The organism is Haemophilus sp. oral taxon 036, from assembly GCF_002998595.1.
GTDB classification, from domain to species: Bacteria; Pseudomonadota; Gammaproteobacteria; order Enterobacterales; family Pasteurellaceae; genus Haemophilus; species Haemophilus haemolyticus_K.
In genome coordinates, this window is the sequence record NZ_CP027235.1 from 271,660 (window position 1) to 286,792 (window position 15,133).

A 15,133-nucleotide genomic window follows, 5' to 3' on the forward strand; every position below is an offset into this window, starting at 1 on the left:
AAATTTTCAAAAAATTTAATAACCTGATGAATTTTTATGCATAGACGAATTTATTTTATTTGCCAAAAAGTGTATCCTATGTTCGATTTTTTCAGTCCATTCAACTGAGTGGATTTTCATTAACTTTAATCAAATATAGGGTTCCTATGTCAAAACTTGTTCTAATCCTTAACTGTGGTAGTTCTTCATTAAAATTTGCAATCCTTGATCCAGCAACAGGTGAAGAAAAATTATCTGGTTTAGCTGAAGCATTTTTCCTTCCAGAAGCTCGCATTAAATGGAAACTTAACGGTGAGAAAGGGAGCGCAGATTTAGGTGCAGGTGCAGCACATACTGAAGCACTTGACTTCATTGCATCAAACATTATGACTGATGAGCTTAAAAACTCAATCACATCGATTGGTCACCGTATCGTTCACGGTGGTGAAAAATACACTCAATCCGTTGTAATCACAGATGAAGTGGTTAAAGGTATTGAAGATGCAGCACAATTTGCCCCACTTCACAACCCTGCTCACCTAATCGGTATTCGTGAAGCCTTTAAAACCTTCCCACATTTAAAAGATAAGAACGTTGCCGTATTTGATACTGCTTTCCACCAAACTATGCCTGAAGAAGCATTCTTATATGCGCTTCCATATTCACTTTATAAAGAGCACGCTGTTCGTCGCTATGGTGCTCACGGTACAAGCCACTACTTCGTTTCTCGTGAAGTCGCTGAATATGTCGGTAAACCTGCAGACCAAGTCAATACGATTATTTGTCACTTAGGTAATGGGGGGTCTGTTTCTGTTGTTCGTAACGGTAAATGTATTGATACATCAATGGGCTTAACTCCGTTAGAAGGTTTAGTAATGGGCACTCGTTGTGGTGATATCGACCCTGCAATAGTATTCTACCTATACAAAAACTTAGGTATGTCAATGGAACAAATCGAAGAGACTTTAGTGAAAAAATCCGGTCTTTTAGGTTTAACTGAGGTAACCAGTGACTGTCGTTATGCAGAAGATAACTACGACGATCTGTCTAAGCCTGAAGCAAAACGTGCATTAGACGTCTATAGTTACCGTTTAGCAAAATACATCGGTGCTTATATGGCGGTATTAGGCGATGATCACTTAGATGCCATTGCATTTACGGGTGGTATCGGTGAAAACTCCGCTCATGTTCGTGAATTAGCATTAAATCACTTAAAATTATTTGGTATTAAAGTGGATAACGAACGCAATCTTGCGGCACGCTTCGGTAAAGATGGCGTAATCACTACTGATGATTCTGCATTTAAAGCGATTGTACTTCCAACTAATGAAGAGTTAGTCATCGCTCAAGATACCGCACGTTTAGCGGGCTAATCAACTTCCATCAAACCTGCTGAAAAATCAGCAGGTTTTTTTCATTTATTAAAAGGTATATCAAAATGACTAAAGCAGTTATTCTTATTCCAACTAGCACAGAAGCCAATTTAGCATCAGCATTACAAATCGCTAAAACAACAAATGCGGTTATATTCAATGCAGTAGAAGATGTAAAAGCCGCTCAAGCATTCATCGCAAATAATCAAAAAGACGTGTTGTTAGAAAAAATCGTTGCTGATTTCCAAGCATTAAATGCAAATCTAGTGGTTGTTAAAGGTGTTCAACCTTCAGCTCAAGCGCCTTTTGCAAATAGCTTAAACTTTGCGATTGCGCAAACCTTAGATGCACAAATCATCTTAGTAGCAAACAATGAAGAAAGCACATTAATAGAAGCCGTTGCTTCAGAATTTGGTGGTGTGAACAACGCTGATATATTAGGTGTATTTGGTGCACAAGCAGGAAAAATTAAAACCTTCGATGAACAAGCATTAGTTGCGGCAATCTCTGCACCACTTGCTCGTAAAGCACGTATTTCTCCAGCTGCATTCCGTTTCAAATTAACTGATTTAGCACGCAAAGCAGGCAAAACTATCGTATTACCAGAAGGTGACGAACCTCGCACTGTTAAAGCGGCTGCAATCTGTGCTGAACGTGGTATCGCAAAATCAGTATTATTAGCGGATCCTGAATCAGTGAAAAAAGTCGCAGCAGAACAAGGCGTGACTTTAAGTGCTGACGTAACAATCATCAATCCAGCTGACGTACGCGAAAACTACGTTGCTCGTTTAGTTGAATTACGTAAATCTAAAGGCTTAACTGAAGAACAAGCTCGCGCGCAATTAGAAGACACCGTTGTATTAGGCACCATGATGTTAGAAGCTGGCAAAGTGGATGGTCTAGTTTCTGGTGCCGTTCATACAACGGCAAACACTATTCGCCCACCGATGCAGATCATCAAAACAGCACCTGGCAGTTCAATTATCTCATCTGTATTCTTTATGTTATTACCAGACCAAGTATTAGTCTATGGCGACTGTGCGGTAAATCCAGAACCTACAGCGGAACAATTAGCTGAAATCGCAATCCAATCAGCCGAATCTGCAAAAGCATTTGGTTTAGAACCAAAAGTGGCAATGCTTTCTTATTCAACTGGTACTTCTGGTGCGGGTCAATCAGTCGAGAAAGTAAAAGAGGCAACCCGTATTGCACAAGAAAAACGCCCTGATTTATTAATTGATGGTCCATTGCAATACGATGCAGCTGTGATGAAAGATGTGGCAGCTTCTAAAGCACCAAATTCTAAAGTAGCGGGTCAAGCAAATGTATTTGTATTCCCTGATATCAACGCGGGTAATATCGGCTATAAAGCAGTTCAACGCTCTGCTGATTTAGTTGCGGTAGGTCCAATGCTTCAAGGTATGCGAAAACCTGTTAATGACTTATCTCGTGGCGCATTAGTCGATGACATTGTTTACACTATTGCATTAACTGCAATTCAAGCAACACAATAGTCTAAACAAGCTAAAAAAATCCCGCACTTTTAAAAGAATGCGGGATTTTTTATTGATTAATCAATTTTGTGCATGTTTTGCAGAAACTTCATTTAATAAAGTTTGCAACTCCCCAGATTGATACATTTCCAAAATAATATCACACCCACCAATTAACTCTCCCTCGACCCATAGTTGTGGGAAAGTAGGCCAATTCGCATAAACAGGCAATTCAGCACGAATATCAGCATGTTGTAAGATATCAACATAACCAAAAGGTACTTTACAATTCATCAGTGCTTCTACTGCTCGCGCCGAAAAACCACAAGATGGTAATTTAGGTGAGCCTTTCATATAGATAAGAATTGGATTTTCACTAATTTGTTTTTTAATTTTGTCTAAGGTTTCCATAATGTTCCCCACGAATAAAAGAGGATTGAATTCTACCACAAGTTAAAACTTGAGTGAAATTCTAGGATTATTATCTTAATAAAACAAAAGGCCTAAACCGAAGTTTAAGCCTTTTTTTCTGTATTTAATCTTTCGTTAAACGAATACTAAAATTATTTAGTACCGTTAACTGCGATTTCAACACGACGGTCTGGTGCTAAACAAGCGATAAGCGCTTTACGACCTTTAACTTGGTCACAAGTTGCGCCAGTCACTGGATTTGCTTTACCGTAACCAGTTGCAGAGATTGCGTTAGTTGCTACGCCTTTTTGTACTAAGTAGTTAGCTACTGTGTCTGCACGACGTTGAGAAAGTTTTAAGTTACCAGCATCAGAACCGATACGGTCAGTGTAACCAGCAACAGCTACTTTAGCACTGTTGATTTGTGCGATTTCACCGTAGATACCATCTAAAGTTGCTTTAGCTTGTGGTTTTAAGTTTGCTTTACCGAAAGCGAAAGTTACATCAGAGTTTAAGTTGAAAGTTTTGCTTACAACTTCAGGAGCCATAGCTGGTGCAGCTACTGCGCCTTGACCGAAACGGTAAGAAACGCCAGCGTTGATAGAACCAATCCATGGGTTGTAATCTACAGAGCTATTGTGAGCATTTTGAGTACGGAATTTACCTACGCGAGTTAACCATTGGTATTCTAAACGAACTGCTAACTCTGGTAATACTGCATATTCTGCACCGACTGCGAATAAACCAGAGGTACGTAAGCTGTGACGACCTTCTTCGTGATCACGAGCACCATTTGCATCGTAGAATTTATAGTCAGAACGTACTAAAGCCACACCTGCTTTACCGTAAACATCTAAACCATTTAACACTTCATAGCTACCTTTAAAGCTTAAGTGAGCACCGTGGTTAGTGTGTTTAGCAACAGTTTTGCCAGCTTCACGCGCTTTTGCACGACCAAAATCATCGTAACCTAATTCAACCGCTAAACCTAAATTATCACGGTTTAAAATTTGGTAACCACCAAATACACCATAAGTGAAAGAGTTACGCTTATAACCGTATTCTCCCTCTAATCCTTTCTCAATCACATGGTTACGATTAATACCATCGTGGAAAGATGCTTGACCTGCTTTAACACCTGCATAGAAAGTGTTTTCTTGTGGTGCAGCTTGAGCTACTGAAGCTGCTGCTAAACCAGCAACTACTAATGCGATTGCAGTTTTTTTCATTTTGATGTCCTCTATTTAGTCATCGTTTATTAATAAGAAAAGTTTCCTTGCTTATAATGGAACTTTTAGGGAAAGTTACACTCAAAGCATTTGCTTAACTAGGGTTTTGAATTTGCCCTACTTTTTACCTTTTGACAAATTCAATTCCTTTGTTTACGCCAAAGGAACGTTCAAAAGTGCGCCTATTATCCTATAAAAATTAAAAAGATCAAATTCTTTTGAGCTTTTTGTTTGCTTTTTATACAAATAACACGCTTTTCTTGACTAATTTACTCCACAAAACGCTTCTTTAAAACGCTCAAAATCTAATTCGACATTGTGCGCTCCTTAAGATATTATCGAGAACACCCTGTATTTATAGCTTTAAATGAGTTAAATGCTATGTTGCCAAGTCTAAACCGCACGCCACAAATTGAACAAGATGTCCTTAACTATCTCCAAGCACTAAAAAAACAACATTTTGAAGGGGATATTGCTACAAATTATGCAGATAGATTAAGTCTTGCTACGGATAACAGCGTTTACCAGCAGCTTCCCCAAGCGATTCTTTTTCCGAAAACTGTTGCTGATATAGTACGTATAACCAAATTGGCTAATTTACCTGAATATCAATTAATCACCTTTACGCCTCGTGGTGGAGGCACTGGGACAAATGGACAATCTATCAATAACAATATAATAGTAGATCTCTCTCGCCATATGACTGCCATTTTAGAACTCAATGTAAAAGAACGTTGGGTTCGAGTACAAGCAGGCGTAGTAAAAGATCAACTTAATCAATTTTTAAAACCACATGGTTTATTCTTTGCCCCAGAGTTATCCACCAGTAATCGAGCGACTTTAGGTGGAATGATTAATACGGATGCCTCTGGGCAAGGTTCATTGCAATACGGTAAAACCTCTAATCACGTTTTGGCATTACGCGCAGTATTAATGAACGGTGAGATTTTAGATACGAGTGCAGCCAATTCTGTTGATGTTTTAGAAAACATCGATGCGCTTGAATTAAGTGGCGATAGCAAAAAACTTCATCAAACCATTGCGCAACACTGTAAAGAAAAAAGAGCGGCAATCATTAAAGAGCTGCCACAACTTAACCGTTTTTTAACGGGATACGATCTGAAAAATGTATTTAATGAAGATGAAAGTGAATTTAATCTCACCAGAATTCTCACTGGTTCTGAAGGTTCTCTCGCATTTATTTGTGAAGCCAAACTCAATCTTCTGCCTATTCCGCAGTATCGCACGCTCATCAATATTAAATATCGTTCTTTTGATGCAGCATTACGCAATGCACCTTTTATGGTGAAAGCCAATGCGCTTTCTGTGGAAACCGTTGATTCCAAAGTCTTAAATCTCGCTAAACAAGATATTATTTGGCACTCGGTGAATGAACTTCTTACAGAAGATGAAGAAGATCCAATTCTTGGTTTAAATATTGTGGAATTTGCTGGCAATAATAAAGAAAAAATAGACCGCCAAGTCACCGCACTTTGTCGCTCACTTGATGAAAAAATCGAACACAACCAAGATCACATTATTGGCTATCAAGTTTGCTCAGATTTACCTTCTATTGAACGTATTTATGCAATGCGCAAAAAAGCAGTAGGCTTACTTGGTAACGCAAAAGGCGCAGCCAAACCGATTCCGTTTGTAGAAGATACTTGTGTCCCCCCAGAAAATCTTGCGGATTACATTAGTGAATTTCGCACTTTATTAGACAAGCACCATTTACAATATGGCATGTTTGGTCACGTGGATGCGGGCGTGTTGCACGTTCGCCCTGCGCTTGATTTATGCGATAAAGAACAAGTGAAATTATTTAAACAAATTTCAGATGAAGTGGCAGAGCTTACGATTAAATATGGTGGATTACTCTGGGGAGAGCACGGAAAAGGCGTGCGTTCCCATTACGGCGAAAAATTCTTTACACCAGAACTCTGGCATGAACTTCGTTATATCAAAACCTTATTCGATCCAAACAATCGCTTAAATCCCGGCAAAATCTGTACACCATTGGATTCCAAAGAGGAACTTTATTCTATTCTTTCGCCGATGCGGGCTGATAAGGATCGCCAAATTCCTATCCCAATACGCGATGAATTTAAGGGGGCGATGAACTGCAATGGAAACGGCTTATGTTTCAATTTTGATGAACACAGCATTATGTGCCCATCGATGAAAGTCAGTAAAAACCGTGTATTTTCGCCGAAAGGTCGCGCAGCCATGGTTCGAGAATGGCTTCGATTGATGGCAAATGAAAATGTTTCACCCGAACAATTAGACTTCCGTAAAACAGAAATAAAACTAACCGCACTTGTGAAAAGACTAAGCAATACGGTTCAAAAATGGCGAGGCAATTATGATTTTTCTCATGAAGTGAAAGCTGCAATGGATACTTGCCTTGCTTGTAAAGCCTGCGCGAGCCAATGCCCGATTAAAATTGATGTGCCAAGTTTCCGTGCGAAATTCTTTCATTTTTATCACAACCGCTACTTACGCCCAGTAAAAGATCACGTTGTGGCAAATTTAGAAATCGCTGCGCCTTATATGGCAAAGCAGGCAAAATTCTTTAATTATTTTACCAAGCTAAAAATCACGCAAACATTAGTGGAAAAAACGCTAGGCATGACCGATTTGCCCTTGCTTTCTGAACCCAATTTGCAACAACAGCTGGTAGAAATTCATTATCAAGGCAAATCCTTGGAAGAATTGGAAGACCTAAGTGAGGTAGAAAAAAACGATATTTTATTTATTGTGCAAGATCCTTATACCTCTTACTATGATGCGAAAGTGGTACGCGATTTTGTTATGCTTACGCAGAAATTAGGCTTCAAACCAATTCTGTTGCCATTTAAACCAAATGGCAAAGCAATGCATATTAAAGGTTTCTTAAAACGCTTTAGCAAAACAGCACAAAACCAAGCAGAGTTTTTAAATCGAATGGCAAAATTAGGCATTCCACTTGTAGGCGTTGATCCAGCCATCGTGCTGTCTTATCGAGACGAATACAAAGAAGCACTACAAGAAAAACGTGGCGATTTTCACGTTCTCACTGCTCACGAATGGTTAAAACAAAGATTACAAAATGCGGCATTACAAGATAAACTGAAAAACATCGCCAAAACTGACCGCACTTCCGATTGGTATTTATTCCCGCATTGTACGGAATCTACTTTTATGCCGAACAGCCCAAAAGAATGGCAAGAAATTTTTGGAAGATTTGGGCAACAACTGAATGTAGAAAAAGTAGGATGTTGCGGTATGGCTGGTGTATTTGGACATGAAGTGCAAAATCAAAAAATGAGCCAAGAAATCTACGATGTATCGTGGCATAAAAAACTGCATGGAAAAGATCCGCACTTTTGTTTAGCAACTGGTTATTCTTGTCGCAGTCAGGTAAAACGTTATGAACATGTGGTGCTAAAACACCCAGTGCAGGCATTATTAGAAATTTTAGCGTAATGAAAGGAACATCATGATTTGGCAAAAAAACTTCACGCTCGAAAACTTAAATCAACTTTGCTCCAACAGTGCAGTTAGCCATCTTGGCATTGAAATTTCTGCTTTTGGCGAAGATTGGATTGAAGCGACAATGCCTGTAGATCATCGCACAACTCAACCTTTTGGTCTATTACATGGCGGAATATCTGTTGCATTAGCAGAAACGATAGGTTCATTGGCGGGATACCTTGCAATAGAAGAAAATAAAATTGCAGTGGGACTTGATATTAATGCCCATCACCTACGTTCAGTAAAGCAAGGCATTGTTACAGCAAAGGCTACGCCTATTAGTTTAAATAGAAATATCCACGTATGGCAAATTGACATTCGTGATGAACAAGATAAACTTTGCTGCGTTTCTCGACTTACACTTTCTATTCTAAACTTATGATAGCAAATCAAAAAATAGGGATTATTTTAGCCAATTTAGGGACACCCGATGCGCCCACCTCATCTGCTATATCCCGTTATTTATGGAAATTTTTAACCGACCCAAGAGTAGTCGATTTATCTCCTTACAAATGGTATCCATTACTCAAGGCTGTTATTTTGCCATTACGTTCAAAACGTATCGCTAAAAATTACCAAGCAATTTGGACAGAGCAAGGTTCGCCTTTACTTGCCATTTCACGACAACAAAAAGATGCATTACAAGTCTATTTAGATAAGCAAAATATTGATACTCAAGTAGAAATTGCGATGACATACGGCAACCCATCAATGCAAAGTGCGGTGAAAAATTTACTTAAAAATAAAGTTGAACGAATTATTGTACTCCCCCTTTACCCACAATATTCTAGTACAACAACAGGCGCGCTATTTGATGCCTTTTCTCATGCCCTTAAAGAAGAGCGGGGGATGGTGCCGTTCGATTTTATTCATTCTTATCATGTTGATGAAAATTACATTAACGCCTTAGCAGATTCCATAAAAGTACGGTTAAAATCCGATGAGTTTTTGCTATTTTCTTATCATGGTATCCCTTTACGTTATGAAAATATGGGCGATTACTACCGTGAACACTGCAAACAGACAACTCTTGCTGTTGTAGACAAATTGGGATTGACCGAAAACCAATGGGGAATAACCTTCCAATCACGTTTTGGACGAGAAGAATGGTTACAACCTTACACGGATAAATTTCTCCAAAATGCAGCATCACAAGGCATTCATAAAATAGCCGTCATTTGCCCGGGTTTTTCGGTTGATTGTTTAGAAACTATTGAAGAAATTGATGAGGAAAACCGCGAGAATTTTCTCACTAACGGCGGACAATCTTACCAATATATTCCTGCACTCAATTCCGAACCGCAACATATTGAAATGATGGGAAAACTGCTCCTGGCAAAAATCTTTCCCCCATTGAAAGAGTAAAACATTTCTAAAATCGACCGCACTTTGTTAAAATCAGCCATTATTTTTTTCACAAGGATAAAACATGGCTGATTTTTCTTTTATCGTTGACATCAACGAACAAAATCTTACTGAAATACTGCAACAATCCTTAGAAAAACCACTTGTCATCAATTTTTATGCTCCAACGCATAAAGAGTCATCAGATTTTTTGGCTCTACTTGAGCAAGTTGCAGAACAATATCAAGGACTATTTGTTCTTGGAAAAGTAAATTGTGAAAAAGAGCAAATGATTGCCGCACAATTCCGCATCCAAGCATTGCCAACCACCTATTTATTTAAAGAAGCACAGGCATTAGATGCATTTCCAGGTGCGCTTGATAAAGCGTCATTAATCCAACGATTAAGCATTATTTTACCAAAAGAAGAAGATTTAAAATTCCAACAAGCATTAGATTTCTTGCAAGTAGAAAATTATGAGGCAGCATTGCCATTATTGAAAGACGCATGGGAACTTTCTGATAAGAAAAATAGTGATGTCGCCCTACTCTACGCTGAAACCTATATTGCAATGAAAAAAACGGAGCCAGCACAAGAAATTCTAAAACAAATTCCATTGCAAGATCGTGATAGTCGTTGGCACGGATTACAAGCACAAATTGAGCTACAAATTCAAGCAGCCGATACACCTGAAATCCAACAATTACAGGCCGATTATGCTAAAAATCCAACAGCTGAAATTGCAATAAAACTTGCTATACAACTTCATCAAGCTGGACGAAATGAAGAAGCGCTGACATTACTTTTCGGCATTTTAAAAACAGATTTAGGGGCACAGAATGGTGAAGTGAAACAACAATTTTTATCCATTTTAAGTGCAATGGGCAATGCTGATCCATTAACAAATAAGTTTCGCCGATTGCTTTATTCACTGCTCTATTAATCGAAAGGTTTATAATTGATAAGCTGTATGGAACAGTTTCATACATAGCAATCATCAGAATAAACTTAAATTCAATTAATTCTCTCTTTACAAAAAACAAGGATTCTTTATGTCAGATATCAAACACGCAAAACTTTTAATTTTAGGCTCAGGCCCTGCTGGTTATACAGCTGCCATTTATGCAGCACGTGCAAACTTAAAACCAGTATTGGTAACGGGTTTGCAACAAGGCGGCCAGCTTACCACAACAGATGAAATCGAAAACTGGCCAGGTGATTTTGAGATGACTACTGGTTCAGGTTTAATGCAACGTATGTTGCAACATGCAGAAAAATTTGAAACAGAAATCGTCTTCGATCATATCAATCGCGTCGATTTATCCTCTCGTCCATTCAAACTTTTTGGCGATGTGCAAAATTTTACTTGTGATGCGTTAATTATCGCAACAGGCGCCTCTGCACGCTATATTGGCTTACCGTCAGAAGAAAACTACAAAGGCCGTGGCGTTTCTGCTTGTGCAACCTGTGATGGTTTCTTTTATCGTAATAAACCAGTCGGTGTAATTGGTGGTGGAAATACTGCGGTAGAAGAAGCGCTTTACTTAGCCAATATTGCAAGTACAGTGCATTTAATCCACCGTCGCGATAACTTCCGTGCGGAAAAAATCCTTATCGACCGTTTATACAAAAAAGTAGAAGAAGGAAAAATCGTTCTTCATACCGACCGCACTTTAGATGAAGTGTTGGGTGACAACATGGGAGTAACCGGATTACGTTTAGCCAACACAAAAACTGGGGAGAAAGAAGAACTCAAATTAGATGGTTTATTCGTGGCGATTGGTCACTCGCCAAATACGGATATTTTCCAAGGACAATTAGAATTGAATAATGGCTATATCGTTGTAAAATCTGGTCTTGAAGGAAATGCAACAGCTACTTCTGTGGAAGGCGTATTCGCAGCAGGCGATGTAATGGATCACAATTATCGCCAAGCCATTACCTCTGCGGGAACTGGTTGTATGGCAGCCTTGGATGCAGAACGCTATTTAGATTCTCAAGAGGTATAAATTCTCTAACTAATTCCCCTCTTTTAAAAGAGGGGAACTTTTTCTATATCACGATAAAACTATGAACAAACTTCGCCAAAAATATTTACAAAAATGGCTTCGCGCACAACAAGAACCTATCAAAAAATTAATGCGCGCAAACATTGTCTTAGCTACGCTTTCTACACTCATTTTAGTCGCGCAAACTTATTTTCTTGCGACTTTGCTCGATAAACTGATTATGCAAAATGTGCCTCGTGATGAACTCATTCCTTATTTTATTGGATTAATTGCTTGTTTTGGATTGCGCGCTGTCATTTTATGGATACGAGAAAAAATTGGATTTCAGAGTGGCAAAATATTACGTCGTCATATTCGCCAAAAGATTCTCGATAAAATTCATCTCGTGGGACCTGCCACAATTAACCAAAAACCAGCGGGAAGCTGGGCAAGCCTCATGCTAGAACAAGTAGAAAACCTACATAATTTCTATGCCCGTTTTCTGCCACAGCAAAGTCTTTCAGTCATTGTTCCCCTTGTGATCTTAATTGCTGTCTTTCCATTGAACTGGGCTGCAGGTTTAATTTTAATGATCACCTCGCCACTTGTTCCCGTCTTTATGATCCTTGTTGGTATCGCTGCAGCAGACAGTAGCCAAAAAAATATGGATACCCTTTCTCGCCTCAGCGCCCAATTTTTAGATCGCTTACGCGGTTTGGAAACCTTACGTCTTTTTAACCGCACTTCTGAACAAACAGCGCATATTGAAAATGCCACTGAAGATTTCCGTGAAACCACAATGGATGTGCTAAAACTCGCTTTTCTCTCTTCTGCTGTATTAGAATTTTTTACCTCTATTTCCATTGCCCTCATGGCGGTCTATTTTGGTTTTAGCCACTTAGGTCAAATTGAATTTGGTACCTATAACACCCCACTTACACTTTTCACAGGTTTCTTTTGTTTAATTCTTGCACCTGAATTTTATCAACCCTTACGCGATCTGGGCGCTTATTACCACGACCGCGCAGCGGGTATTGGTGCCGCAGATGCCATTGTTGATTTCTTAGAATCCGATTATTTAACCGTTCATCAAAATGAAAAAACAATTTCTTTGGAAAGTGCGGTTGAAATTTCTGCCGAAAATTTAGTGGTACTTTCGACACAGGGTTCAGCATTAACCAAGCCGTTAAATTTCCAAATTCCAGCAAATCACAATGTTGCGCTTGTAGGACAAAGTGGCGCAGGGAAAACCTCATTAATGAATGTAATTTTAGGCTTTTTACCTTATGAGGGTTCTCTCAAAATTAATGGACAAGAACTTCGCGAAAGCAATCTAGCTGACTGGCGCAAACATATTGCCTGGGTAGGACAAAATCCATTGTTATTACAAGGCACAATTAAAGAAAATCTTCTGCTTGGTGATATTCAAACAAGCGATGAGAAAATTCACCATGCTTTAAGCCAAGCCCAAGCCACCGAATTTATAGATAAACTCGGTTTAGATTATGAAATTAAAGATGGAGGATTAGGCGTTTCTGTGGGACAAGCGCAACGTCTTGCTATTGCACGTGCATTATTACGCAAAGGTAGCCTACTATTACTTGATGAGCCAACAGCCAGTCTCGATGCCCAATCTGAAAGTCTCGTCCTTCAAGCATTAAATGAAATGAGTTGCTACCAAACAACATTAATGATTACACACCGCATTGAAGATTTAAAACAATGTGATCAAATTTTTGTCATGCAGCAGGGCGAAATTGTCCAACAGGGGATTTTTGCTGAATTACAAAATGAAGGTTTCTTTGGAGAACTTCTTGCACAACGAAAACAGGATATCCAATAATGCGCACATTACTTCCGTTTATACGTTTATTTAAATTCGCCAAATTTCCTCTTATTTTAGGCTTGGTGCTGATGATTTTAGGATTAGGATCCAGCATGAGCTTACTTACCGTTTCAGGCTGGTTTTTAGCCGCTACAGCCATTGCAGGACTAGGCACTCTATTTAACTTTTTCTACCCTTCAGCCAGTGTGCGAGGTTTAGCTATCGGACGAACCGTCATGCGCTATTTTGAAAAAATAGTGACGCATGATGCAACATTCCGAATTTTGTCAAAATTACGCGTACAAGTATTTGAAAAAATCATTCCTTTAAGCCCAGGGGTATTAAATCGTTATCGTAACAGCGATTTGTTAAATCGTTTAGTATCCGATGTGGATACACTTGATAGCCTCTATTTACGTTTACTTGCGCCATTTTTCACTGCTGCATTTGTAATCATTGCCATGACGATTGGACTTAGCTTTGTCAATATTCCACTCGCACTTGGTTTAGGTTTATTTTTGTTAATTTTATTAATGATTATCCCAACTGTTTTCTATCGACTAGGGCAGAAATTTGGTGAACGCTTAATCCAAGCACGTGCGACCTATCGAACCCAGTTTTTAGAATTTATCCAAGCACAAGCCGAGCTTTTATTATTTAATGCAGAAGATAAATTAAAAGAGAAAATGTCAGTCACAGAAAAAACATGGCAGGAAGATCAAGCCAAAGAAGCAAAATTAAGCGGATTTTCTACTGCACTTGTTCTGTTTCTAAATGGTTTGTTGATTTCTGGAATGCTATGGTTTGCAAGTAACGCCGATTTTGGCACAGATGAATATCGCACGGCTTATATTGCACTTTTCACTTTTGCTGCACTTGCAGCCTTTGAGATCATCATGCCATTGGGAGCCGCATTTTTACATATAGGTCAAGTGATTGCTGCAGCAGAACGTGTGACCGAAATCATTGAGCAAAAACCGCTTGTTGAGTTTAATGGTAACGAAGAATTTGAAACAAAAGTGCGGTTGATTTCTACGAAGAATTTAAGTTTTTCCTATCCAGGGCAAGAAACGCTTGTATTAAAAAATCTTACATTAGATTTAGAACAAGGCAAAAAAATTGCTATTTTAGGCAAAACTGGAAGTGGGAAATCTTCACTCCTTCAACTTTTAGTACGCAATTATGATGCGAATCAAGGTCAGCTTTTACTGGCAGAAAAAACCATTTCTGCCTATTCAGAAAATACATTGCGTAACCAAATTTGTTTTTTAACTCAACGTGTTCATGTGTTTAGTGATACGCTTCGTCAAAATTTACAATTTGCAAGTGCAGACGAAATTTCTGATGAAAAAATGATTGAAGTGCTACATCAAGTTGGTTTAAGCAAATTACTTGAGCAAGAAGAAAAAGGTTTAAATCTTTGGCTTGGGGATGGCGGTCGTCCACTTTCCGGTGGAGAACAACGCCGTTTAGGTTTAGCCCGTATTTTACTCAATAATGCACCAATTTTATTGTTAGATGAACCGACAGAAGGTTTAGATCGCGAAACTGAACGTCACATTTTACGTTTAATTCTGCAACATGCCGAAAATAAAACCCTAATTATGGTCACTCACCGTCTAAGTTCAATTGAACAATTCGATAAAATTTGTGTAATTGATAACGGAAGATTAATCGAAGAAGGAGATTACAATAACCTAATCACAAAAGAAAATGGTTTCTTTAAAAGATTGATTGAGCGGGTATAAGAAAAGGAAGTTGGGCGGAAACCTTCCCAGCTTCTTCTCGGCACACAGTAATTCCGACTTTGGCTGCTTCCTTCCGGACCTGACCGAGTAAACCAGACACCGTTGCGAGAGACCGAGAAGGTTTCCATTGATATCGCAGAGCGATTGCGGACTATTATGCAAGAATTACCATATTATTGCAAAGATTAATTCTCTTTAATTACAAAAGTGCGGTTAATTTGCTGAGAATT

Annotated in this window: 11 protein-coding genes and 1 other RNA gene; 9 read left to right on the top strand and 3 right to left on the bottom strand. The window is 38.8% G+C overall.

The window, feature by feature from the left end; translation table 11 throughout:
- Positions 1 to 146 precede the first annotated feature (146 nt).
- Positions 147 to 1,352 (top strand): acetate kinase, encoded by a 1,206-nt coding sequence (locus C3V42_RS01315; protein ID WP_048954092.1) that lies wholly within the window; start codon positions 147 to 149, stop codon positions 1,350 to 1,352.
- A 65-nt stretch (positions 1,353 to 1,417) separates the two neighbouring features.
- Complete coding sequence (gene pta / locus C3V42_RS01320) at positions 1,418 to 2,866, top strand: phosphate acetyltransferase (RefSeq protein ID WP_048954093.1); 1,449 nt, start codon at positions 1,418 to 1,420, stop codon at positions 2,864 to 2,866.
- A gap of 60 nt (positions 2,867 to 2,926) precedes the next feature.
- Here pta and grxD read toward each other — a convergent pair whose 3' ends face one another.
- Together grxD and ompA are read right to left on the bottom strand one after the other, a co-directional pair.
- Positions 2,927 to 3,256 (bottom strand): Grx4 family monothiol glutaredoxin, encoded by a 330-nt coding sequence (grxD, locus tag C3V42_RS01325; RefSeq protein WP_048954094.1) that lies wholly within the window; start codon positions 3,254 to 3,256, stop codon positions 2,927 to 2,929.
- 152 nt (positions 3,257 to 3,408) lie between these two features.
- Positions 3,409 to 4,485: a porin OmpA gene (gene ompA / locus C3V42_RS01330; RefSeq protein ID WP_106013383.1), complete on the bottom strand. Its 1,077-nt coding sequence runs from the start codon at positions 4,483 to 4,485 to the stop codon at positions 3,409 to 3,411.
- A 381-nt stretch (positions 4,486 to 4,866) separates the two neighbouring features.
- On the opposite strand from ompA, the gene C3V42_RS01335 reads away from it, so the two are divergent.
- The 7 genes from C3V42_RS01335 (at position 4,867) to cydC (ending at position 14,903) form a co-directional block, all read left to right on the top strand.
- Positions 4,867 to 7,950 (top strand): FAD-binding and (Fe-S)-binding domain-containing protein, encoded by a 3,084-nt coding sequence (locus C3V42_RS01335; RefSeq protein ID WP_106013384.1) that lies wholly within the window; start codon positions 4,867 to 4,869, stop codon positions 7,948 to 7,950.
- Positions 7,951 to 7,963: 13 nt separating this feature from the next.
- Positions 7,964 to 8,380: a hotdog fold thioesterase gene (locus C3V42_RS01340; RefSeq protein ID WP_048954097.1), complete on the top strand. Its 417-nt coding sequence runs from the start codon at positions 7,964 to 7,966 to the stop codon at positions 8,378 to 8,380.
- Positions 8,377 to 9,363, top strand: coding sequence for a ferrochelatase (hemH, locus tag C3V42_RS01345; protein ID WP_106013385.1), 987 nt, complete (start codon positions 8,377 to 8,379; stop codon positions 9,361 to 9,363). The genes C3V42_RS01340 and hemH overlap by 4 nt, the downstream gene beginning before the upstream one ends.
- A gap of 64 nt (positions 9,364 to 9,427) precedes the next feature.
- The gene (locus C3V42_RS01350; RefSeq protein WP_106013386.1) at positions 9,428 to 10,285 is read left to right on the top strand and encodes a co-chaperone YbbN; all 858 of its coding nucleotides are present in this window, start codon (positions 9,428 to 9,430) and stop codon (positions 10,283 to 10,285) included.
- Positions 10,286 to 10,394: 109 nt separating this feature from the next.
- The gene (trxB, locus tag C3V42_RS01355) at positions 10,395 to 11,351 is read left to right on the top strand and encodes a thioredoxin-disulfide reductase (RefSeq protein ID WP_048954100.1); all 957 of its coding nucleotides are present in this window, start codon (positions 10,395 to 10,397) and stop codon (positions 11,349 to 11,351) included.
- Positions 11,352 to 11,412: 61 nt separating this feature from the next.
- Positions 11,413 to 13,173, top strand: coding sequence for a cysteine/glutathione ABC transporter permease/ATP-binding protein CydD (cydD, locus tag C3V42_RS01360; RefSeq protein ID WP_106013387.1), 1,761 nt, complete (start codon positions 11,413 to 11,415; stop codon positions 13,171 to 13,173).
- On the top strand, positions 13,173 to 14,903 hold the full coding sequence (gene cydC / locus C3V42_RS01365; RefSeq protein WP_106013388.1) for a cysteine/glutathione ABC transporter ATP-binding protein/permease CydC: 1,731 nt from the start codon (positions 13,173 to 13,175) through the stop codon (positions 14,901 to 14,903). Before cydD ends, cydC begins: the two co-directional genes overlap by 1 nt.
- A gap of 20 nt (positions 14,904 to 14,923) precedes the next feature.
- On the opposite strand, the gene ffs is transcribed toward cydC, so the two are convergent.
- An RNA gene (ffs, locus tag C3V42_RS01370) (signal recognition particle sRNA small type) lies at positions 14,924 to 15,022 on the bottom strand.
- Between the last annotated feature and the right edge of the window lie 111 nt (positions 15,023 to 15,133).

What these genes read in the sequence shown, in the direction of transcription:
- C3V42_RS01315 (WP_048954092.1), top strand. Translation starts at nt 147, where the DNA reads ATGTCAAAACTTGTTCTAATCCTTAACTGTGGTAGTTCTTCATTAAAA.
- pta (WP_048954093.1), top strand. Translation starts at nt 1,418, where the DNA reads ATGACTAAAGCAGTTATTCTTATTCCAACTAGCACAGAAGCCAATTTA.
- grxD (WP_048954094.1), bottom strand. Translation starts at nt 3,256, where the DNA reads ATGGAAACCTTAGACAAAATTAAAAAACAAATTAGTGAAAATCCAATT.
- ompA (WP_106013383.1), bottom strand. Translation starts at nt 4,485, where the DNA reads ATGAAAAAAACTGCAATCGCATTAGTAGTTGCTGGTTTAGCAGCAGCT.
- C3V42_RS01335 (WP_106013384.1), top strand. Translation starts at nt 4,867, where the DNA reads ATGTTGCCAAGTCTAAACCGCACGCCACAAATTGAACAAGATGTCCTT.
- C3V42_RS01340 (WP_048954097.1), top strand. Translation starts at nt 7,964, where the DNA reads ATGATTTGGCAAAAAAACTTCACGCTCGAAAACTTAAATCAACTTTGC.
- hemH (WP_106013385.1), top strand. Translation starts at nt 8,377, where the DNA reads ATGATAGCAAATCAAAAAATAGGGATTATTTTAGCCAATTTAGGGACA.
- C3V42_RS01350 (WP_106013386.1), top strand. Translation starts at nt 9,428, where the DNA reads ATGGCTGATTTTTCTTTTATCGTTGACATCAACGAACAAAATCTTACT.
- trxB (WP_048954100.1), top strand. Translation starts at nt 10,395, where the DNA reads ATGTCAGATATCAAACACGCAAAACTTTTAATTTTAGGCTCAGGCCCT.
- cydD (WP_106013387.1), top strand. Translation starts at nt 11,413, where the DNA reads ATGAACAAACTTCGCCAAAAATATTTACAAAAATGGCTTCGCGCACAA.
- cydC (WP_106013388.1), top strand. Translation starts at nt 13,173, where the DNA reads ATGCGCACATTACTTCCGTTTATACGTTTATTTAAATTCGCCAAATTT.